Annotated in this window: 19 protein-coding genes; 10 read left to right on the top strand and 9 right to left on the bottom strand. The window is 69.5% G+C overall.

The annotated features are described in order from the left end of the window. Positions 1-79 precede the first annotated feature (79 nt). Positions 80-1273 carry an alanine--tRNA ligase-related protein gene (locus AB0F43_RS02205; protein WP_360469402.1) on the top strand — a complete coding sequence of 398 codons (1194 nt, stop codon included), beginning with the start codon at positions 80-82 and terminating at the stop codon, positions 1271-1273. Positions 1274-1403: 130 nt separating this feature from the next. Here the strand turns inward: AB0F43_RS02205 and AB0F43_RS02200 are convergent, their stop codons facing one another. From AB0F43_RS02200 to AB0F43_RS02190, 3 genes are all read right to left on the bottom strand, one after another. Further along, positions 1404-2384, bottom strand: coding sequence for an EamA family transporter (locus AB0F43_RS02200; RefSeq protein ID WP_360469399.1), 981 nt, complete (start codon positions 2382-2384; stop codon positions 1404-1406). A gap of 108 nt (positions 2385-2492) precedes the next feature. After that, positions 2493-3140: a hypothetical protein gene (locus AB0F43_RS02195; RefSeq protein ID WP_360469396.1), complete on the bottom strand. Its 648-nt coding sequence runs from the start codon at positions 3138-3140 to the stop codon at positions 2493-2495. Positions 3141-3148: 8 nt separating this feature from the next. Next, entirely contained in the window at positions 3149-4126 is a 978-nt protein-coding gene (locus tag AB0F43_RS02190; RefSeq protein WP_360469394.1) for a DUF5937 family protein, read from the bottom strand. Positions 4127-4192: 66 nt separating this feature from the next. On the opposite strand from AB0F43_RS02190, the gene AB0F43_RS02185 reads away from it, so the two are divergent. Continuing rightward, a complete protein-coding gene (locus AB0F43_RS02185; RefSeq protein ID WP_360469392.1) occupies positions 4193-5404 on the top strand; it encodes an MFS transporter in 1212 nt (403 codons plus the stop codon). Here the strand turns inward: AB0F43_RS02185 and AB0F43_RS02180 are convergent. Both AB0F43_RS02180 and AB0F43_RS02175 read right to left on the bottom strand, forming a co-directional pair. Continuing rightward, entirely contained in the window at positions 5356-5766 is a 411-nt protein-coding gene (locus AB0F43_RS02180; RefSeq protein WP_360469390.1) for an STAS domain-containing protein, read from the bottom strand. The genes AB0F43_RS02185 and AB0F43_RS02180 overlap by 49 nt on opposite strands. A 97-nt stretch (positions 5767-5863) precedes the next feature. Continuing rightward, the gene (locus AB0F43_RS02175; RefSeq protein ID WP_360469387.1) at positions 5864-7663 is read right to left on the bottom strand and encodes an AMP-dependent synthetase/ligase; all 1800 of its coding nucleotides are present in this window, start codon (positions 7661-7663) and stop codon (positions 5864-5866) included. A 111-nt stretch (positions 7664-7774) separates the two neighbouring features. Here AB0F43_RS02175 and AB0F43_RS02170 point away from each other — a divergent pair, with 111 nt between their 5' ends. The 7 genes from AB0F43_RS02170 to AB0F43_RS02140 all read left to right on the top strand — a co-directional run bounded on the left by AB0F43_RS02170 (position 7775) and on the right by AB0F43_RS02140 (position 15877). Further along, positions 7775-8677 (top strand): SRPBCC family protein, encoded by a 903-nt coding sequence (locus tag AB0F43_RS02170; RefSeq protein WP_360469384.1) that lies wholly within the window; start codon positions 7775-7777, stop codon positions 8675-8677. Positions 8678-8681: 4 nt separating this feature from the next. After that, entirely contained in the window at positions 8682-10010 is a 1329-nt protein-coding gene (locus AB0F43_RS02165; RefSeq protein ID WP_360469382.1) for an ArsA family ATPase, read from the top strand. Positions 10011-10125: 115 nt separating this feature from the next. Beyond that, entirely contained in the window at positions 10126-10506 is a 381-nt protein-coding gene (locus AB0F43_RS02160; protein WP_360469379.1) for a hypothetical protein, read from the top strand. Continuing rightward, positions 10497-11462: an ROK family glucokinase gene (locus tag AB0F43_RS02155; RefSeq protein ID WP_360469376.1), complete on the top strand. Its 966-nt coding sequence runs from the start codon at positions 10497-10499 to the stop codon at positions 11460-11462. The genes AB0F43_RS02160 and AB0F43_RS02155 overlap by 10 nt, the downstream gene beginning before the upstream one ends. A gap of 70 nt (positions 11463-11532) precedes the next feature. Then, on the top strand, positions 11533-12699 hold the full coding sequence (locus AB0F43_RS02150; protein WP_360469373.1) for an ROK family glucokinase: 1167 nt from the start codon (positions 11533-11535) through the stop codon (positions 12697-12699). Next, on the top strand, positions 12696-13496 hold the full coding sequence (locus tag AB0F43_RS02145) for an endonuclease/exonuclease/phosphatase family protein (protein WP_360469370.1): 801 nt from the start codon (positions 12696-12698) through the stop codon (positions 13494-13496). The genes AB0F43_RS02150 and AB0F43_RS02145 overlap by 4 nt, the downstream gene beginning before the upstream one ends. 41 nt (positions 13497-13537) lie before the next feature. After that, the gene (locus AB0F43_RS02140) at positions 13538-15877 is read left to right on the top strand and encodes a glycoside hydrolase family 95 protein (RefSeq protein ID WP_360469367.1); all 2340 of its coding nucleotides are present in this window, start codon (positions 13538-13540) and stop codon (positions 15875-15877) included. Here AB0F43_RS02140 and AB0F43_RS02135 read toward each other — a convergent pair. Continuing rightward, complete coding sequence (locus tag AB0F43_RS02135; RefSeq protein ID WP_360469364.1) at positions 15874-16623, bottom strand: enoyl-CoA hydratase-related protein; 750 nt, start codon at positions 16621-16623, stop codon at positions 15874-15876. The genes AB0F43_RS02140 and AB0F43_RS02135 overlap by 4 nt on opposite strands. 107 nt (positions 16624-16730) lie before the next feature. Here AB0F43_RS02135 and AB0F43_RS02130 point away from each other — a divergent pair, with 107 nt between their 5' ends. Next, positions 16731-17285 (top strand): hypothetical protein, encoded by a 555-nt coding sequence (locus AB0F43_RS02130; protein WP_360469362.1) that lies wholly within the window; start codon positions 16731-16733, stop codon positions 17283-17285. Positions 17286-17349: 64 nt separating this feature from the next. Here AB0F43_RS02130 and AB0F43_RS02125 read toward each other — a convergent pair whose 3' ends face one another. The 3 genes from AB0F43_RS02125 to AB0F43_RS02115 all read right to left on the bottom strand — a co-directional run bounded on the left by AB0F43_RS02125 (position 17350) and on the right by AB0F43_RS02115 (position 20414). Beyond that, the gene (locus AB0F43_RS02125) at positions 17350-18579 is read right to left on the bottom strand and encodes a TIGR00300 family protein (protein WP_360469359.1); all 1230 of its coding nucleotides are present in this window, start codon (positions 18577-18579) and stop codon (positions 17350-17352) included. Positions 18580-18670: 91 nt separating this feature from the next. Continuing rightward, positions 18671-19639, bottom strand: a complete 969-nt coding sequence (locus AB0F43_RS02120; RefSeq protein WP_360469356.1) for a hypothetical protein — start codon at positions 19637-19639, stop codon at positions 18671-18673. Next, complete coding sequence (locus AB0F43_RS02115) at positions 19632-20414, bottom strand: alpha/beta fold hydrolase (RefSeq protein ID WP_360469353.1); 783 nt, start codon at positions 20412-20414, stop codon at positions 19632-19634. Before AB0F43_RS02115 ends, AB0F43_RS02120 begins: the two co-directional genes overlap by 8 nt. Positions 20415-20473 lie beyond the last annotated feature (59 nt).

The raw sequence follows: 20473 nt of genomic DNA, 5'->3' as shown, positions 1-20473 counted from the left end.
ACCGGAAACGGTTCGCCGGTGTTGTTGTTTCCGATCCCGGTGGTCTGGTTCCGGTCATTGCACAGACAGGACCAGAACCATGAACATCAGCAGGACCTTCATCGACTTCTTCCTCGACCGCGGCCACGTTCCGACCACCGGTTCCACGCTCATCCCGCGGCTCGGTGATCCGGTGCTCTTCACGACCTCGGGGATGCATCCACTGACGCCGTACCTGGAAGGGGAACCCCATCCGCTGGGACGACGACTCGTGGGCATCCAGCGATGCCTGCGAACGACCGATCTCGACGAGGTGGGGGATCCGACCCACCTGACCGTGTTCGAGATGCTCGGCTCGTGGTCGCTCGGCGACTACGGCAGCAGCCAGACGCTGCGCTGGGGCTACGAGCTGATGACCCAGGGCTTCGGGATCGATCCCGGCCGCCTGTACGTGACCGTGTTCGGCGGTGACGGCCAGGTCCCGCTGGACCAGGAGTCGCTGCGGACCTGGCAGGAGTTCGGCCTGCCGATCGAGCTGACCACCGACGACAACTGGTGGTCGAACGGCCCGACCGGCCCGTGCGGACCAGATTCGGAGATCTTCGTCTGGACCGGCGAGGGTGACCCGGAGGGGACGCCGAGCACGGACAAGCGCTGGGTCGAGGTGTGGAACCACGTGATGATGCGCTACCGCCGCCTCGACGACGGATCGCTCGAGCCGCTGCTGCAGCAGAACGACGGGCGTGGTGGGGTGAAGGAATACAACATCGACACCGGGCTCGGCCTGGAGCGGCTGACGATGCTGCTGGAGGGCAAGGACTCGGTCTACGAGACCTCGCTGTTCGAGCCGTGGATGCGGATCGTTCCGGGGTTGTGGCGGCTGGACGAGCAGTCGCAGCGGATCGTCATCGACCACCTGCGGTCCAGCATGGTGATCGTCGGCGACGGTGTGCACCCGTCGAACACCGGCCGCGGGTACGTGCTGCGCCGGCTCATCCGACGGGTGCTGACCATCCTGTGGCGCGACGACGACTCACGCACGCTGTCCGACCTGCCGCTGGAGCTGTTCGAGCACACGCTGAACCACTTCCACCAGGGCGAGCTGGTCACGCTGGTCCGCCGGATCCTGATCGACGAGGAGATCCGGTTCAGCAACCTGCTCGACCGCGGCCGCAAGGTCCTCAGCCACGAACGGTTCCACAAGTCCCTGGACCAGACCGACTACGAGTACCTGCACGAGACCCACGGGTTGCCGAGGGAGCTGGTCGACTCCCTCCTGCAACCCTCGCTTTAGCCGAGGCCCTCGTCACAATCGCTGACGTTCGGTGCTTCTCACCCGTAAGACAACGGGCAGGTGCGGGCAGAGCCCGACGGGGGTGAGAAGTGCCGAACGGCAGCTACCACCCCGGGGCGCCACCCGTCACTCAGGTGCGGGCGGGATCGAGGTCTGCGGCGCGGGGTTCCGGAGTGTCGGAGTCCGGGATCTCCGGGGGAGCGACCTTGCCGACGGAGGACTGGGCGACGAAGGCGCCGGCCAGTACGATCACGCCGCCGATGATCTGGTTGGTCCGCAAGGTCTCGTTCAGCAGGATCCAGGCGAAGACGCTCGCGGCGACGACCTCGACGTACGCGACCGCACCGCCCACGGCGGCGGACAGCCGCTGCACCGCGGCGGCGCCGGCCAGGTAGGCGACGACCGTGCTGACGACGATCAGCCAGCCGGCCAGCACCCAACCGGGCGCCGACCGGTCGCCGATCGCCATCGTCTCGACCAGCGTGTGCCACGGGATACCCCACGGCATCGAGACCGCGGTCAGCACCACCGCGCCGACCACGCTGCCGGCCGCGGTCATCACGAGCGGATCCGCGGCGCCGGTCAGCTTGTCGATCAGGATGAAGTACGTCGCCTGGCACGCGGCCGCACCGAGCCCGGCGATCAGGCCGACCAGGTCGAGCTTCAGTCCGGACCAGATCTCCACCACGGTCGCCAGACCGATCAGCGCGATCCCGACCCCGACCGCGGCCGACCGCGGTACGGCGATGCGCTGGCCGAACTTGAGCCACGCGACCACCAGGACCGGCCCGGTGAACTCGAGCATCAGCGCGACCCCGACCGGCAGCCGGCTGGCCGCGATGAAGAACAGCGTCTGGCAGCCGGCGATCCCGGTCAGCCCGTACATGGCCAGCGGCCGCCACGACGACCGGGCGGCGCGCAGGCCGCTGACCCCGCGGAAGATCAGCACGAGCGGAATGAGCAGTGCGGCGGCGCCGAGGATCCGCAGCCAGGCGGCCTGTTCAGGGGTGAAACCGGCCCCGATCAGCGCCTTCGCGAACGGTCCGGAACCACCGAACGTGATCGCCGAGAACACGGCGAAACCGAGCCCGACCGACTTCGTGCTTGACATGCGCATAACGTTCTCATGCCCATTACATCTCTGTCGAGAGCCTTTCTCAGTCGGCCGCCAAGAGTCGGTCGCCGAGAGCCGATGATCGTACGGTGCCGTGGGCAGCGATCAGAGCACGTTCACCGCGCGGGCCGCGACCACCGCGATGGTCAGCAGCGAAACGGCCGACTGGATCCCCATCAGCGTCTTCACCCGCGCGGTCAGCGGCATCGTGTCGGTCGGGCTGAACGCGGTCGCCGCGGTGAACGCGACGAACAGGTAGTCGGTGAATCCGGGCAGCCAGCGCTCCCAGCCCGGCAGGTCGACCGTCATCTGCGGGAACAGCAGGTCGGCCCGCTCCGCCTCTCGCTCGTGTTCGGGCGCTCTGGCGAAGGGCCCACCCCGATCCACCTCCCAGTACCAGACCGCGAACGCGACCACATTCGTCACCCAGATGAGCAGCGCGGCCTTCACCAGCACGAGGCCGTCGTTCGCCTCGGTCGAACCCAGGTAGAAGATCAGCCCGGTCAGGTACAGGGCGTTGACGAGCACGAGTACGGCGAGCAGCACCAACGCCACCCACCGCAGCCAGGGTTCGTCCCGACGAAGGTGGAACGGATTGGTCCACACCAGCGGCAGTAGCAGCGCCGCCCCGAGCACTGGCATGATCCACCGCGGCAGTGCGGCGATCTCGGTCGGCACGACCAGTTGCAGGATCAGTACCGCAACCACCGCCAGCGAAGCCGGCCACCTGCGCGTGTGACGTGTGCTGTTCACCAGTGCATTTAACCAACGGAAGCGTCGATGACCGCTTGTCCTACCTCGGTACGTCGGTAGTGCACTTGATGCCCCGTACGTCGCCTGCTCGCGAGCCCAGCGTCGTACAGCGCGGCCAGGTGCTCGGCAACTGTTGCCAGGGCCAGTCCGTACTGCGCGGCGAGCGCACTGGTCGTGGCCGGCGGGTCCAGGGCGACCAGCAGTGTTGCGCGAGTACGGCCGAGCAGACGAGCCAGCGGATCCGGGGGAGCGGGGGCGTCGGACCAGAGCCGGGCGGCACCGCGAGCGGGGTAGACCACTGTGGGCTGGTAAGCCGGGTCGACCACCATCACCAGGTGCGGCCAGGCGAACACTCCGGGGACGAGGAGGACGCCTTGTCCGGTGAGCTCGCGGTCCGGCTCGCGGTAGCGGGTCGCAATGAGGCGGTCGTCCTCCCAGGTCAGCGTCGGGTGCAGGTCGTCGAACAGAGCCGCCAGGCCGCCCCCGGTGAACTGCTGGCCGCGGTAGGCGATGTCGTCTTCGAGGACGCGGCTGATGAGCGGCCAGTCCGGCTTGACCAGAGTGGTCCATGCGCTCTCGATCTCGTCGGCCAGTCGTTCCCGGGTGCCGGCCAGGTCCTGCAGCATCCGGTTGATTTCCGGTGCGCCCGGGTTGTCGAGCTCGTCGCGGGACCGGATCAGCTCGGTGCGCACCTGCTCGAGCGGCGTACTGCGTACCCGGGCGATCTCGGTCGTGAACTTCGCCCGGGACGCCTTGGGTGGCGGTGTCAGGAAATCCGGTGTGAAGCCGACGCGGGGTTGCACTGCCTTCAACCCGCGCAGGTCCAGCTTGGCCGCCGCTTCAGTCTTTGCCGCTACCCACGGCGAGTACAGCGGCCGGTGCTTGGATCCATGCAGCACCCGCACGGCCGACATGGTCTCCCACAACGGCGAAGCCCCGAACCGGCAGCGCAGCGCATCCTTGTGGGTGAACCGCAGAACGGTCATCGCCCGGAACTTTCGGCCACAACCAAAAGTCTACTCGGGCCTCGTCAGACCGGACACCCTCGTGAGGTGAGGAACTACCAGGCCGTCCTGCGCCTCCCCGGCATGCGGAGCATCTTCTTCGCTCACACCGTCTCCATGCTCGGGACGGTCGCGGCTCAGGTGGCACTGTCCATCCTGGTGTTCGAGCGGACCGGCTCACCACTGCTGTCCGCCCTGGTGCTGGTGTGTTCGTTCCTGCCCTACGCGCTCGGCGGGATCGTGCTCTCCTCCATCGCGGATCGCTTCCCGGCGCGCCGGGTGCTGGTGGTGTGCGACCTGCTCAGCGCGGTCTGCATCGGCCTGATGCTGATCCCGGATCTACCGGTCGGCGGACTGCTCGGGCTCCTGCTGCTGACCGGGATCATCGCGCCGATCTTCGCCGGCGCCCGCGTCACCAGCCTCGCGCACCTGCTCCCGGCCGACCTCTTCCCGATCGGCCGGTCGTTGCTTCGGGCAATCAGTCAGCTGACCGTGCTGACCGGTTTCGCCCTCGGGGCGATCGCCGTCGCCGCGATCGGGCCGATCTGGCTGCTCGCGCTGGACGTCGTCACGTTCGCGCTGTCCGCAGTCCTCATCGGCGTCGGTACGCCGTACACGCCGGCGGGTGAGCGGCAGCGCAACACGGTCAGCGACTCGTTGGCCGGTCTCCGCTATCTCTTCACCACCAGGCGGCTCCGTAACCTGGTCCTGCTGACCTGGATCGCGCCCGCCTTCTCCTCGGTCCCCGACGGTCTGGCCGTCGCCTACACCGCCCAGACCGGCGCGGCCGCCGCGTCCGCGGGCGCGCTCTTCACCGGCTACGCGGCGGGCACAGTACTCGGCGAGCTCGTCGCCGCGCGGTTCACCCCTACCACGCGGCGACGGCTCGTCGTGCCACTCCTGATCGCCAGCCAGGTCCCCGCGATCGCCTTCCTGGCAACGCCTTCCGTCCCGCTGGCGGCGGTCCTGCTCGCGATCTCCGGCGCCGGCTACGCCTTCAACCAGGCCATCGACCCGATGATCCTCGCCATCGTCGACCCGTCGTACCGGGGCCGTCTCTTCACCCTCCAGACCAGCGGCCTGATGGCCATCCAAGGCCTCAGCATCGCTCTCGCCGGCCTGGTCGGCACCTTCGTCAAACCAAACCTCACCATCGCAATGGCCGGCATCCTCGGCACGACGGTCACGCTCCTGCTGGCCCGTCGGGCACTTCAGACCAGCGGTCGGTACGCCGGAAGTGCCTCGGCCAAGGTCGGGTAGTGCCTGGGCGCGATGGTCCGCAGCAGGTCGGCCAGCCACGTCGCGGCCCCGGACGTACGCAACCATCCACCATGCTCAACAGCGAGGTCGTGGGCCTGCGCAAGGACGTCGATCCCGGCCGGCTCGAGTGCGGTCACCCGCCGCAGATCCACCACCAGCTTCGGCAACTTGGTGGTGATCACGTGCCTTAGTTCGGTGTCGAACGCCGGCGCCGTGGCGAGGTCGATTTGTCCGGCGACCCGGACGACCGCGCACTCACCGACGGCGCTCCACCCACACACGAACGGGCCGCTCACATCCGACGGCGGACGGGCGGACGCGACCACCCGTGGCATCAGGACACGACTCTCTACTGGCCTCACGACGATGTCTCCTCGATCCAGTACGGCGACCGGACCCAAGCGACGATCGCCCTCGACGATCTTCAGTACCCGCCCGCTAACGCGTCGTCCGAGACCCCTACTTGGCGTAGAGCTCCTCGATGTCGGACTGGTGGTTGCGCATCACGATGTGGCGGCGGAGGGAGAGTTTGAGGGAGAGCTCATCGCTCTCCTGGGTCCAGTCGTTCGGGAGGATGACGAACTTCTTGATCGCCTCGGCTTTGGAGACGGCGTCGTTGGCCTCGTCGACGGCCTTCTGGACCTCGGCGATCAGGTCGGCGTCGTCCACCAGGGACGGTACGTCGGTCGGCTTGCCGCGCTCGGATGCCCAGGCGACGATCGTCTCGGGGTCGATGGTGACCAGGGCGGCGATGAACGGCTTGCCGTCGCCGACGACCATGCACTGGCTGACCAACGGGTGCAGGCGAATCCGGTCCTCCAAGACGGCGGGCGCCACGTTCTTCCCGCCGGCGGTGACCAGGATCTCCTTCTTCCGCCCGGTGATCTTGATGAACCCGTCGACGTCGAACTCGCCCAGGTCACCGGTGTGGAACCAGCCGTCCGCGTCGATCGCGGCCGCGGTCGCGTCGTCGTTCTTCCAGTAGCCCTGCATCACCTGGCCACCCTTGAAGCACAGCTCGCCGTCGTCGGCGACACCGACCGTCACACCGGGAAGCGGACGGCCCACCGTGCCGATCCGGATGTTGTCGGGCAGGTTCACCGCCACCGCGGCCGTGGTCTCGGTCAGGCCGTAACCCTCCAGCACCGGTACGCCGATCCCGCGGAAGAAGTGGCCGAGCCGGTCACCGAGTGGCGCGCCGCCGGACACGGCGTACTGGACCTGGCCGCCGAGGACGGCGCGCAGCTTGGCATACACCAGCCGGTCGAACAGCGCGTGCTTGGCCTTCAGCCCGAACGAGGGACCGCCCTTGTCCTGCGCCTGCGAGTAGGCGATCGCGGTCTCGGCGGCGGCGTCGAAGATCTTGCCCTTGCCGGCCGAGTGCGCCTTCTGGCTGGCCGAGTTGAACACCTTCTCGAACACCCGCGGCACGCTCAGGATGAACGTCGGCCGGAACGAGCCCAGGTCGTCGACGAGGTTCTTGATGTCCGCGCTGTGGCCGACCTTGACCCGCATCATCACGCAACCGACCTGGATGATCCGGGCGAACACGTGCGCCAGCGGCAGGAACAGCAGCGTGCTGGCGCCGGAGACGTCGAACAGGTCGTCCAGCACCTTCACGGCCGGGTTGAGCTCGTCCATGAAATTGCCGTGGCTGATCTTGCAGCCCTTCGGCCGGCCCGTCGTACCGGAGGTGTAGATCAGTGTGGCCAGGTCGGTCGGCACGACCGCCGTACGGCGCTTGTCGAACTCGACGTCGGTGATCTGCTGGCCGAGCACGGTCAGCTCCTCGACCGCGCCGGCCTCGAACTGCCAGATCTCCTGCAGCGCCGGCGCCTCGGCCCGGGCGGACTCCACCACCGCTGCGTGCGCGGCGGTCTCGACCACGGCGGCGACCGCCTCGGAGTCGGTCAGGATCCACTGGATCTGGGACGCTGACGAGGTCTCGAAGATCGGCACCGTGACGGCGCCGATGCTCCAGATCGCGTAGTCGACCAGGGTCCACTCGTACCGGGTCGCGCTGAGCAGGGCGACCCGGTCTCCGTGCTTCACGCCGGCCGCGATCAGGCCCTTCGCCACGCCGGTGACCTGGCGGGCGAACTCGGCGGCGGAGATGTCCAGCCAGCCGCCCCCTGCGCCGGACCCGACGCGGCGGCTGAAGACGGCGGTGTCAGGATGAGACGACGCGTTCGCCCAGACCGGGTCGCTCAGGCTGCCGGTGGGTGGCTCGGTCACAGCAGGAACGGTGTACTCACGCATCCGCGTCGTCTCCTCAGTCGGTCACGAATTGTCGACGTCCGGCGCACGCTACAGTCACCTACCCAGAAGTAGCCAGGTTGATGTGACCCAAGGAACAGGTGCCCCTCAGCAATGCCCACGCTCGACATCAGTTGCGACGACCTGGTCGTTGCTGATCCAGACTACGTCGCCGAGCGGCTCGGTTCGGACACCCTGTGGCGCGAGTGGTGGCCGGAGCTGACCCTGACGCCGGCCGAGCGGCGCGGCCTCGAGGGCGTCCGCTGGGCGGTGACCGGCGCAGCGATCGGTACGGCGGAGTGGTGGCTGGAGCAGGTCCGGGACGGGGTCGTCGTGCACTGGTACCTGCGGGTCGACCCGGCGAAACCGGTCCGCGGCCGGGCCCTGACCAGACTGCGGGAGAGGTACGTCGCGCAGTACCGCGAGCGGCTCTGGGCGTTCAAGGACGAAGTCGAAGCGGGCCGCGCCGCGGGCGAGCGGCGTACCGGTTCCGATCCCGCGATAGTCTCCGGGGAGGGAATCGACCCGCGGCAGTCCCTGCAGAAGTCACAGCACGTCCCGGCCCGGCAGCGAAGAGGTGAATCGATGGCGGAACAGACCACCTCGACCATCGTGGTGAACGCGACCCCGAAAGAGATCATGACGGTGATCGCGGACTTCGCGGCGTACCCGGAGTGGGCCGACTCGATGCGGGAGACCGAGGTGCTGTCCACCGACGAGGCGGGCCGGCCGAAGCAGGTCCGGTTCAAGGTCGACGCCGGGGCGATCTCGGACGAGTACACCCTGGACTACACCTGGTCCCGCAATGAGGTGACCTGGACGCTGGTGCAGGCCAAGATGGTGAAGGGGATGGACGGCGCCTATGTGTTGCGCGACCTGGGCGCGGAAGGGACCGAGGTGACCTACCGGCTGGCCGTGGACGTGGCGATCCCGATGATCGGGATGCTCAAGCGCAAAGCGGAGAAGGTCATCATCGACACGGCCCTCAAGGGGCTGAAGAAGCGCGTCGAGTCCTGATCCAGTGACTCGGGTTCTGCTGTACACAGGCAAGGGCGGCGTAGGCAAGACGACCTCCGCCGCGGGGACCGCCACGCTCGCCGCGTTGCGCGGGCTGCGCACGCTGGTGTTGTCGACCGATGCCGCGCACTCGCTGTCGGACGCTTTCGACTCCGAGGTCGGCGGTGAGCCGACCGAGATCGACGACCTGCTGTTCGTCCAGCAGATCGACGCGCAGCGCCGGTTCGAGCGGTCCTGGGGTGACATCCAGGCCTACCTGCGGTCGGTCCTGCACATGGTCGGGGTGGACCCGATCGAGGCCGAGGAGCTGACCGTGCTGCCGGGGGCCGAGGAGGTGCTCGCGCTGCTGGAGGTGCGCGACCACGTCCGGTCCGGGCGCTGGGACGTGATCGTGGTGGACTGCGCGCCGACCGCGGAGACGCTGCGGCTGCTCGCGCTGCCCGAGGCGCTGAACTGGTACATGGACCGCATCTTCAACGCCGAGCGCAAGGTGATGCGGACCTTCCGGCCCTTCCTCAGCCGTACGTCGGGAATCCCGATGCCGGACGACACGGTCTTCGACGCGTTGCGGCGGCTGCAGAGCGACCTCTCGGACATCCGCACCCTGCTCGCCGGCCCGGACGCGTCGGTGCGGCTGGTGCTGACGCCGGAGGCCGTGGTCGTGGCCGAGGCGCGGCGATCGCTGACCCGTCTCTCGCTGTACGGCTACCGCGTGGACGGCGTCGTGGCGAACCGGGTGTTCCCGGCCGCCGGTGCGGACACCTGGCGGCGTCAGTGGGTCGCGGCACAGCGCGGGATCCTCGAGGAAGTCGCCGACTCGTTCCGGCCGCTGCCGATCTGGGAGTCGCCGTACCGGGTCTGCGAACCGGTGGGCGTCGAGGAGCTGGCCGCTTTCGCGGTCGAGATGTACGGCGGTGACGACCCGTTCGCCCGGGCGACGGACGAAACATCGCTGTGGGTGGACCGGCACATCGACACCGACGGCCGCACGTACACGCTGACGATGCCGTTGCCGCTGGCATCCGCCAGTGAGCTGGAGCTGGCGCGGCACGGGGACGAGCTGATCATCACGGTCGGGTCGTACCGGCGGGTGCTGCCGCTGCCGGCGGCCTTGGCGCGTGGCGTCGTCGCCGGCGCGCGGCTGGATGACGGACGGTTGCAGGTGCGGTTCGCTCCGCGGGAGCTGGCCCGCCCGGTGATGTCCGACGTACCGACCGGGACCGGTCCGTTGGAGTCGGCCCAGGAGCTGGCACAGGGCCTGACGGCGGAGTACCACGCGCAGCGCCTCGAGCGCGAGGCCGCGATCCTCAGTCCAGGCCGGGAGGCCCCATGAGCGTACTGATGCCACGCCTCCGGCGCGGCGGGTCATGGGGCTTTGACTCCCGGCCTTCCCTCGTCGCTCCAGTCGCTTCGCTCCCTTCACTCCTCAGTCCAGGCCGGGAGGCCCCATGACCAAGGAGCCGATTGGTTCTGTTGCGGAGGAGGCGGCCAAGCTGTTCGCCGTCCTGCAGCAGGCGACCGACACGGGTGGTACGACGACATCCGACGTACCGGAGCACGAACACAAACTCGGTCCGGACTGCGTGTGGTGTCCGGTCTGTCAGCTGATCAACAAGGTGCGGAACACCAGCCCGGAGACGATCGAGCAGCTGTCGACAGCGGCGGCGCACGTGCTCGGGTCGGTGCGATCGTTGCTGGAGGCGGCCGCGGAGGCCGCCCAGCAGGCGCGGGAGGACGCAGCGTCGCGCTCCTCGCAGCAGGAGGAGGAGCCGAGCCGGTCCCGGGTGGACCGGATCGACGTGAGTGAGGACCCCGAACCATGGGACTGACCATCGGCATCGACGTCGGCGGTACCAAGATCGCGGCCGGCGTCGTCGGCCTGGACGGTGCGATCGGCGCGCGGACACACCGCGACACCCCGGCCACCTCGGTCGACGAGACCGCGGCGGCGATCTGTGACGCGGCGGCCGAACTGATCGCCGCCGGGCACGACGTCGAGGCGGTCGGCATCGGGGCCGCCGGCTTCGTCTCGTCGGACCGGTCGACGGTGCTGTTCGCGCCGAACCTCGCCTGGCGCGACGAGCCGCTCGGCGCGCGGGTCGCGGAGACGCTGAAGATCCCGGTCGTGGTCGAGAACGACGCGAACGCGGCGGCCTGGGGCGAGTTCGCCTTCGGTGCGGCGAAGGACGTCGAGCACATGGTCTGCATCACGGTCGGCACCGGGATCGGCGGCGGAGTCGTGATCGACGGCGAGTTGCTGCGCGGCGCCCATGGTGTCGCGGCCGAGCTCGGGCACATGCGCGTCGTACCGGGCGGGCATCGGTGTGGTTGCGGTGCGCGCGGATGCTGGGAGCAGTACGCGTCCGGCAGCGCGCTGGTGCGAGAAGGTCGGGCGCTGGCCGAGTCCGGATCGCTGGCGGCGGCGCAGATGCTGAGCGTGTGCGGGATCTCGGACCCGGCCGAGCTGACCGGGCCGATGATCACGCAGGCCGCGTCGGAAGGCGACCCGTGCGCGGTCGAGCTGCTGGACGACCTCGGCCGCTGGCTTGGCGAGGGCCTGGCCAGTATCACGACGCTGTTCGACCCGAGTGTGGTCGTCATCGGCGGCGGGGTGAGCGCGGCCAAGCAGCTGCTGCTGAAGTCGGCGCAGGTCGCGTTCGAGAAGAACCTCCCGGCCAAGGCCAACCGTCCGCATCCCGCCTTCGGCCTGGCCGAGCTGGGCAACGACGCCGGCATCATCGGCGCCGCCGACCTGGCTCGCCGCCCGGTCTCACCGACCGGATGAAGACGTACCAGTTGGTGGATACTGGACGTAGTCCGGCGGGGGCTGGGGGTACGGCGAGGAGGGTCGTGCGGTGGCTCTGACGCAGGCTTTGACGATCGGGATCGACATCGGCGGCACCAAGGTCGCCGCCGGGGTGGTCGACCCGGAGGGCAACATCCTGGACCGGTTGCGCCGGGACACGCCGACGAAGGACCCGAAGGAGACCGAGGACGCGATCGCGGAGATCGTCCGCGACCTGGAGTCCCGGCACGACGTGATCGCGGTCGGCATCGGCGCGGCAGGATTCGTGGACGGGACGCGCTCGTCGGTCCTGTTCGCCCCGCACCTCGCCTGGCGGCACGAGCCGCTGCGGGATGCGGTCGAGCGCCGGCTCGGCCTGCCGGTGGTGGTCGAGAACGACGCGAACGCCGCGGCCTGGTCCGAGTGGCGGTTCGGCGGCGGTCAGGGCGAGAGCCACCTGGTCTGCGTGACGCTCGGCACCGGTATCGGTGGGGCGATCCTCAACGACGGTTCGCTGCAGCGCGGGAAGTTCGGCATCGCTGGTGAGTTCGGGCACATGCAGGTCGTGCCGGGCGGGCATCGGTGCGAGTGCGGGAACCGCGGCTGTTGGGAGCAGTACGCCTCGGGCAACGCGCTGACCCGGGAGGCGCGCGAGCTCGCGCTGTCGGGTTCGCCGGTCGCCCACAACCTGCTGCGCCAGGCGGACGGCGATCCGCGGAAGATCAACGGGCCGATGGTGACCGAGCTGGCCAAGGACGGCGACCCGGTCGCGGTCGAGCTGCTGGAGGACGTCGGTCGCTGGCTCGGGATCGGCCTGGCCAACCTCGCGGCGGCGCTGGATCCGGGCACGTTCGTGATCGGCGGCGGTGTGTCGGACGCCGGTGAGCTGTTGCTGGCGCCGGCCCGGGAGGCGTTCAAGCGGACGCTGACCGGACGCGGGTTCCGGCCGGAGGCGCGGATCGTGCGAGCCGTCCTCGGTCCGGAGGCCGGCTTGGTCGGTGCCGCCGACCTGGCCCGGGAGGAGGCGACCTGGTTGCGCCGGGTCCGGGTCAAGACGACCGCGGTGACCGCGAAGACCGCGGTCGCCCGCAACCGCTCGACCCGCCTCGAACGAGCCGCTCGCAAGTCGGCCGGTCGCCGTACCGGGATGCGCGCGGCGGCCCCGGACGCCGACCTGCACTACTCCGAACGACCGGGCGAACTCAAGGCCGAGCTGAACGGCGACACCGAGGCATGAGTCTGGATCCCGACCCGGGATCAGGCACGACGGGTGACCTCGGGCGGACCACGGTGCTGCGGGTGCTGTCGTACAACGTGCACCGGTCGGGTGACGACAGGGCCGCACTGGCGCGGGTGGTGAAGGCGTGCGCGCCGGACGTGATGCTCGTGCAGGAGGCGCCGACCTGGTGGGGCACCAGGCGCAAACGCCGGGCGATGGCCGCGAGCTTCGGGATGACGTACGTCATCGGTTCGGCCCGGAACGCGATTCTGGTTGCCGACGGCACCGAACTGGCCGAACCGCTGCACTGGCGGATCTGGCGCCCGTTCCTGCGCCGTCGGCTCCGCCTGATCGCGACCCAGCTCCCCGGCGGCGCGGTCGGCGGCCGCGTCACCCTCGGCACCGCCACGCTGGCCCTTGTGGTCTGTCACCTCGGCCTGCACATCCGCGGCCGGCAGCACGAACTCGAGCAGGTCCTCCGCGGTTGCCGTTCCTTCGGTACGCCGTACCTCCTGGTCGGCGACCTGAACGAAGAGCCCGACGGCCCGGTCTGGAAACGCCTCGCCGAAGAAGGCCTAGTCGATCTCGGCGCCGACGCCGGCCCGACCTTCAGCTCCACCAACCCCCACAAGCGCATCGACGGCGCCCACCTCACCCCATCCCTCACTGGCCGCATCCTGCCCACCCCCGCCAGCCCCCAAGACCTGGCCGCCGCCTCCGACCACCTCCCGATGCTCATCGAACTCACGGGACGAGTTTCTGGGTGGTCGGATGTTTCCGGTGGTGATCTAGCTGAGAGGTCGGGCCTTGGCTAGGATCCCGGGGATTCGTCGGATCTGTTGCGGGTGAGGGGTGCATGAGGGCTCAGCGGTTGTCCTACGACCGGCCGGCTGGTGCGTGGGTGGAGGCGCTGCCGTTGGGGAACGGCCGGATCGGGGCGATGTGCTTCGGCGGGGTCGGCACGGATCGGATCGCGCTGAACGACGAGACCTGCTGGTCGGGCAGCCCGGAGACCGCACGCCTGTTGTCCGCGCCGCTGGGTGTTACCGGCCCGGAGGCGGTCGAGGACGTGCGAGCAGCGTTGGCGGCCGGTGACATCCGTCGCGCGCACGAGTTGGTCCGCGGCTTCCAGGCCGGCCACTCGCAGGCGTACCTGCCGCTTGGTGACCTGCTGCTCGATCTCCGGATCGCAGGCGATACGCCGACCGCCGGCGATGCAACGCAGTACCGGCGGACCCTCGACCTCGATGCGGCGACGGCCGAAGCGTCGTACGAGCTCGGCGGCGTTGCCGTTCGCCAGCAGGTGTTCGTGAGCGCTCCGGCCGGCGTCCTCGTACTGCGGCTGACGGCTTCGCAACCGATCGCTCTCACCGCACGCCTGACCTCCCAGCTGCGATCCGAACCGGCACCGGACGGACTCGGCCTCCTCCTGCAGGCCCCTGCCGACGTCTCGCCCCAGCACCGCGGCGTAGCCGAACCCGTCCGCTACTCCGACGGAGCGGACCGCGGCATGGCAGCAGCCATCGCACTCGGCGCCCGGAGCGACGGTGAACAGACCGCGACCGAGGCCGGCCTCACCATCACCCGGGCCACCGAGATCACCCTGATCCTCTCCACCGCCACCGGGTACGACGGCCCGTCGACACCACCGACCCGAACCGCCGGCGAATGCTTCGCCCAGGCCGAGGAGAAGGTCGCCGCCGCCCTCGATCGCGCGTACGACGAACTCGTCGCCGAGCACACCGCGGACCACCAGGAACTGTTCCGCCGATCGTCACTCGAACTGGAGGGACCTGGCGACGAGTCCGACGTACCGACAGACGTACGACTGACTCGGGCCGTCGCGGCGGAGGACCCGTCCCTTGCGGCGCTGGTGTTCAACTACGGGCGCTACCTGATGATCGCGAGCTCGCGCCCCGGCGGGCTGCCGACGAACCTGCAGGGCATCTGGAACGACATCCTCCAGCCGCCGTGGAGCTCGAACTACACGGTCAACATCAACACCGAGATGAACTACTGGCCGGCGGAGACGACGAGCCTGCCGGAGTGCCACGAACCACTGCTCGACTTCCTCGGGCATCTCGCCGAGGCAGGTCGTCGCACGGCGAAGGAGCGGTACGGATGTGGCGGCTGGACCGCACACCACAACGCCGACGCCTGGTGCTGGACTCTGCCGGTCGAGGGCGACCCGCGGTGGTCCAACTGGCCGATGGGCGGTGCCTGGCTGGTCCGGCACTTGTGGGATCACTACGCGTTCGGCGGCGACCGGGGGTTCCTGGAACGGGCCTGGCCGATCCTGCGGGGAGCGGCCGAGTTCTGCCTCGACTGGCTGGTCGAGCTGCCGGACGGCAGTCTGGGTACGTCGCCGTCGACGTCACCGGAGAACACCTACCTGGCCGCCGACGGAGAACCCGCCTCGGTGACGGTCTCGTCGACGATGGACCTCGCGCTGATCTCGGACCTGTTCCACCGCTGCGAGCTCGCCGCCGAGGAGCTCGAGCTGACCGATCCGTTGGTCGAGCAGTTCGCCGCGGCCCGCAAGCGCATCCCTGATCCGTCGATCGGTGGCCGCGGGCAACTGCAGGAGTGGGCCGCCGACCTGCCCGAGGAGGATCCGCACCACCGGCACATGTCGCATCTGGTCGGTCTCCACCCCGGCGACGCGATCACTCCGGACGGCACCCCGGCCCTGGCGGCAGCCGCCGCGCGCACGCTCGACCTGCGTGGTGACCAGGCCACCGGCTGGTCGCTGGCCTGGAAGATCAACCTCCGGGCCCGGTTGCGCGACGCGGCAGGCGCGCACCGGCTGGTCCGGGCGTTCCTGACGCCGGCCGACGACACCGGCACGGACTACGTCGGCAGCGGCGCCGGCGTCTACCCCAACCTGTTCTGCGCCCACCCGCCGTTCCAGATCGACGGCAACTTCGGCGCGACAGCCGGAATCGCCGAGATGCTGCTGCAGAGCCACACCGGCGAGATCGAGCTGCTGCCCGCCGTACCGGCAGCGTGGACGACCGGCCGGGTGACCGGACTGCGGGCACGCGGCGGAGTGACCGTCGACCTCGCCTGGTCGCCGTCGGGCGTCGGCGCCGTCCTCACCGCGAGCCGCGACCAGCAACGGATCATCCGGTACGGCGACCAGCGCATCCCGGTCACCCTGACCGCAGGAGCCCTGCACAGGCTTGAGCTGAGCTAGGCCTTCCGGCGGTTCAGGAACGCGAGCATTGCCTCCTGGGCGGCGGGGGAGCCGAACAACCCGGCGGACAGCTCGGCGAGATCCTTGCCACGGGCATCGATATCGGCGAGAAGCTCGCGGTTGAGCAGCTTCTTGGTCTCCCGCAGGCCCTGCGGAGCGCCCTTCAGCAGTGACTCCAGGACCGTCGCGACCGCGGCGTCCAGGTCGTCGTCGGGAACGGTGAGGGTGACCAGCCCGAAGCGAGCCGCCTCCAGCCCGTCGAACCCGTTGCCGGTGAGGAAGGTGTACGACGCGGCGCGGTCGGTGAGCCGGGGAATGACGGTCAGCGAGATGGTCGCCGCCGCCAGACCGAGGCGCACCTCGGTGAGGGCGAAGGTCGAACCCGAGGCCGCGACACTGATGTCGGCCGCAGCGACGATCCCGATCCCACCGGCCCGCACCGGCCCGGCGACGCGCGCGACGACCGGTTTCGGGTTGGCCACGATGGCCCGCTGGACGTCGACCATCCGCTGGGCGCCGACCCCCATGCCGACCGTGGTCGCCTCCGACAGGTCGGCACCCGAGCAGAACACGTCCAGCGCCGAGCGAATCACGATCACCCGTACCGCATCGTCGGCACCGGCCTCCTCCAGCCGCTCCAGCAACTCCCCGGTCAACTGCTGCGACAACGCGTTCTTGTTCTGCGGCGAATCCAACGTCACCGTCGCCACGCCGCCGGCCACGTCCAGGTGCACGAGTTCCGTCATGTACACATCCTGCCCTGTCCGCCTCCAGACCGCTGTGACCCGAACCGCCGCGATGGCCTCGACGGTCGTTACGATCGGCCGCTCAGGAACCCTGCCGAAGGAGTGACGTGATCGACCTGACCGACTCGGTTGCCAAGCACAAAGTCACGTTCGACCGGCCGATCACCGGCCAGGAGCTCATCGATGCCGTGCGAGCCACCTGCGCGCAGGCACCCGGTCATGCGGACGGGTACCGAACCGGCAACAACAGCAGCTTCTATGAGGACAAGAGGTACGACGATGGGTACCTCCACGTCGTCGGCCGCAGTTCGTCCCTCGAGTACGAGAACCTGCTGGTGACACCGGACAAGACCTCCGCCTACATCGATCCGAAGAAGACCTACCAATCCGCGGTGGTTGTCCGGCACGACCAGCCCGCCACCGGAACCCGGACGACGGGGCGTTACAGCCGCGACGACGAGATCAATTCCACCATCGCGTTCGCTGAAAGGCTGGAGCACACTGTTCGGCACGGTCCGAGCGTCGATGCGGAGAGGTCGCGTGACCCGCTGGCGCCGGCCGGCAGCCCGCGGCGGGTGCAAGCCGAGGACAGCGCGAAGACGTGGGGCGACGCGCGGCAGGGCGGCGGACGGTCGAGCACCCAGGGGCCGCGCGGCTACTGAGCTCTGCGGACGTCACGTGGGCGGCCGACAGCGTCGCCGCCCACTCGTAGCGCGGAGCTCTGACTCATTTGTTGTCGGCGTACGACGGTGACAGTTCGCGGGCGAGGTGCTCGACGAACAGGCCGACGTCGGTGACGATGCCGCGGGCCTGGGACGAGCCGCGGTCGGCCAGCTTGGTGACTGTGGCCGGGTTGATGTCGACACAGGTCAGCGGGATGGATGCCGGCAGAATGTTGCCAGTGGCAACGGAGTGGAGCATGGTGGCGGCCATCAGGCAGTAGCCGACACCGGGCAGCTCGGCCCGCATCGCCCGCTGGCCTTCGAGGACGTCGGTGTAGACGTCCGGCAGCGGTCCGTCGTCGCGCACCGACCCGACCAGCACGAACTTCTTGCCCTTCTTCACCAGCGCGTGCATCACCCCGGAGGTGAGCACCCCCTGCTCGACCGCGGCCGCGATCGAGCCGGCCTTGCGGATCGTGTTGATCGCCCGGATGTGGTGCTCGTGGCCGTGCTCCACACCCCGGCCCCGGGCCAGGTCGACGCCGAGCGACGTACCGTAGAGCGAGGACTCGATGTCGTGCGTGGCCAGCGCGTTCCCGGCGAACAGGACATCGACGAAGCCGGCCTCGACAAGTGCCACCATGGCCGGAGCGGCGCCGGTGTGGACGATGCCCGGGCCGCCGACCCAGAGCACCTTCTGGCCGTTCGCCTTCGCCTCCCGCATGCCGTCCGCGACCTGCTTGACCAGCACCCGCTGCGGTTTCTCGCTGGAGACGTCCGACTCCATGAAGCCGAACCCCTCCTCGGTGTGCACAACCATCGGGGGAGTGACCTTGACGCCCTGGGCGCTGGTGATGATCCGCATCCCGGCCTTCACCTCGGACATCGGGATCGTCCGCACGGTCTCGCCTTCGACCAGCAGCCCGCAGTCCATCTCCGGGTTCTGTACGACGACCCAGTGCCCGCCGAGCCGGACGCTGGTGGGCAGGTTGGTGGTCGAGTAGAACCCGTCCGGGAACACCCCGTCCTGGGTCACCTCGGTGATCTCCGGCGTACCGGGATTGACCAGGTTCGCGCCCTTGGTCTGGATCCGCATCAGCAGCCGCTGCAGCGCCTCCTCGTCCTCCGCGCCGACCGTCATCCGGACCGTGGACGGGTCGTCCTTGTCGTAGCCGAGGTCGAACTTGTCCAGCGTGTACTCACCGCCGTACCCGCGGATGTCGTCCAGGACCCGGGACAGCAGCCCGGAATCCATCAGGTGGCCGGTGATCTCGACGGTCTCGGTGACCTGCACGGATACCTCCTCGGAGTTCGTCGGATTGTCCGACGATCCGCACTCTAGCGTTCCGGTGTGACAAATGCTTCACCAGTTGCCGGTGCGGCGATCAGACGACCGCGCCGTCGTCCCCGCTGTCACCCGGCGGCAGCCGGTCGTTCATCCGGATCACCAGGGTCAGGAAGCCGGCGATGAAGCCGACCACCGCGATCGTGGTGATCCGGCCGGTGCCGAAGTCGAGCACGGCCGCGGCGATCAGCAGCAGCGGACCGCCGATCAGGCCGAGCCAGGCGATCCGGCTGATCCAGTCCAGCTTCGGGCCGCGCGGCGGCTCCGGCGGGACGAAGTGGTCGTGCGGGTCGTCCCGCTTCCTGGCCGGCTTGGCCTCTTCCTCGTCGTCCCTGCTGTCCTCGGCGTCCAGTCCGGCCGGTACGTCGATCAGCGGCTCGTACTTGTCGTCGACGTCCTCACTGGCCGGCCATCGCGGCACCGGCGTCGCACCGCCGTCGTGCCCGGGCGCGGACGGTGCGTTGAACTGCTCGACCAGCGACTTCCACTCCGCGTCCTCGGTGCTCCGCGCGATCACCGGCCGAGCCCGCTCCACCGCCCCGCTGTCCACAAAGATCTCGTCGAAGCCCGACGGGACACGAGGCCGAGCCTCGGCCTTCGCCGGGGCCGCATCGGCCTTCGCCGCCGGCTCGGCCGCCCCGCTCGTCTCAGCCGCTCCGCCCGCATCAGCCACTGTCGGGGCGGAGGTGTCGTCACCGGCAACTTCGTCATCAGCCTCCGGCTGCTCGGCCTTGGCCGACGCCTCGGCGGCGCGCCCGCCCGCCGAGCCACCGCTCGCGTCACCAGCGGTGGGCTCCGCCGCATGCGCGGAGCCGGAGGCGGCGCCAGAGTGGTCCGCCGGCTCGGCCACGCCGGCGCTCTCACCTGCGTCAGTCGCAGACTCACCGGAACTCGCGCAGTACGCCGCGATGCCGGCCTCGGCCAGGGCGGTGAGGACCGGCTCGGCGATCAGGGGGTCGATGCCGCCCAGGGAGGTGTACTCGGTGGCGGTCAGGCCGTTGTCACGCATCGGCGCCCTGCTCTCCGATCGTGCTCAGCCGCCGGATGAAGGCCGCGGAGTCCGCGAAGATGCGGGGTGCGTCGTTGTCCAGAGTTGCCACGTGATAGCTGTCCTCGAGCAGGGTCTCGGTCACGTCGCGGGACGAGATCGAGGCCAGCACAGTCCGCCCCGAGCTCGGTTCCACCACGTGATCGACAGTACTGCGGAACATCAGCACCGGCTGTGTGACCTTCGCCAGGTCGTCCCGGGTGAGCTGCCACAGCTGCGACAACGAGTGCAGCGCCCGCAGCGGCATCCGGTCGTAGGCGCCTTCGTCGACACCCGGCTTCTTGATGTCGTTCGAGATCCCCGGGAACGACGGCACCAGCCGCGACAGCACCGGCAACAGCGCCAGCCGCTTGTCGTCGGTCCGCACCGACGGATTGATCAGGATCAGACCGGAAATCTCGGTGCCGTACTGCTCGGCCAGCCGCAGCACCAGGCAGCCGCCCATCGACAGCCCGGCCAGGAACACCTGGTCGTGCTCCTTGCGCAACCGCTCCAGCTCGTTGTCGAGTACGGCGTACCAGTCCGGCCAGGCGGTCTTGTTCATCTCCGGCCAGCTCGTGCCGTGCCCGGGCAGCCGCGGTACGGCGACGCCGTACCCCTCCGCGGCCAGGTGCTCGGCGAACGGGCGCATCGACTTCGGCGAACCGGTGAAGCCGTGGCTGAGCAGGACCCCGACGGCGGCGTTCTGCCCGGATCCCGGGCTGCGGAAGTCCTCCGCATGGCCTTGCACTGGCACGGTCGACTCCTCGCCGGTCGCGGTCCTCACAGACGGTCGGGCCCAGACGGGCCCAAGCC

It is taken from the genome of Kribbella sp. NPDC023972, assembly GCF_040639075.1.
Lineage (GTDB): Bacteria > Actinomycetota > Actinomycetes > Propionibacteriales > Kribbellaceae > Kribbella.
Note: the sequence above shows the minus strand (reverse complement) of the source record. Positions and strands in the feature narration are given on the sequence as shown.

What these genes read in the sequence shown, in the direction of transcription:
- AB0F43_RS02175 (WP_360469387.1), bottom strand. Translation starts at nt 7,663, where the DNA reads ATGCGTGAGTACACCGTTCCTGCTGTGACCGAGCCACCCACCGGCAGC.
- AB0F43_RS02190 (WP_360469394.1), bottom strand. Translation starts at nt 4,126, where the DNA reads ATGACCGTTCTGCGGTTCACCCACAAGGATGCGCTGCGCTGCCGGTTC.
- AB0F43_RS02200 (WP_360469399.1), bottom strand. Translation starts at nt 2,384, where the DNA reads ATGTCAAGCACGAAGTCGGTCGGGCTCGGTTTCGCCGTGTTCTCGGCG.
- AB0F43_RS02160 (WP_360469379.1), top strand. Translation starts at nt 10,126, where the DNA reads ATGACCAAGGAGCCGATTGGTTCTGTTGCGGAGGAGGCGGCCAAGCTG.
- AB0F43_RS02205 (WP_360469402.1), top strand. Translation starts at nt 80, where the DNA reads ATGAACATCAGCAGGACCTTCATCGACTTCTTCCTCGACCGCGGCCAC.
- AB0F43_RS02145 (WP_360469370.1), top strand. Translation starts at nt 12,696, where the DNA reads ATGAGTCTGGATCCCGACCCGGGATCAGGCACGACGGGTGACCTCGGG.
- AB0F43_RS02170 (WP_360469384.1), top strand. Translation starts at nt 7,775, where the DNA reads ATGCCCACGCTCGACATCAGTTGCGACGACCTGGTCGTTGCTGATCCA.
- AB0F43_RS02140 (WP_360469367.1), top strand. Translation starts at nt 13,538, where the DNA reads ATGAGGGCTCAGCGGTTGTCCTACGACCGGCCGGCTGGTGCGTGGGTG.
- AB0F43_RS02135 (WP_360469364.1), bottom strand. Translation starts at nt 16,623, where the DNA reads ATGACGGAACTCGTGCACCTGGACGTGGCCGGCGGCGTGGCGACGGTG.
- AB0F43_RS02155 (WP_360469376.1), top strand. Translation starts at nt 10,497, where the DNA reads ATGGGACTGACCATCGGCATCGACGTCGGCGGTACCAAGATCGCGGCC.
- AB0F43_RS02120 (WP_360469356.1), bottom strand. Translation starts at nt 19,639, where the DNA reads ATGCGTGACAACGGCCTGACCGCCACCGAGTACACCTCCCTGGGCGGC.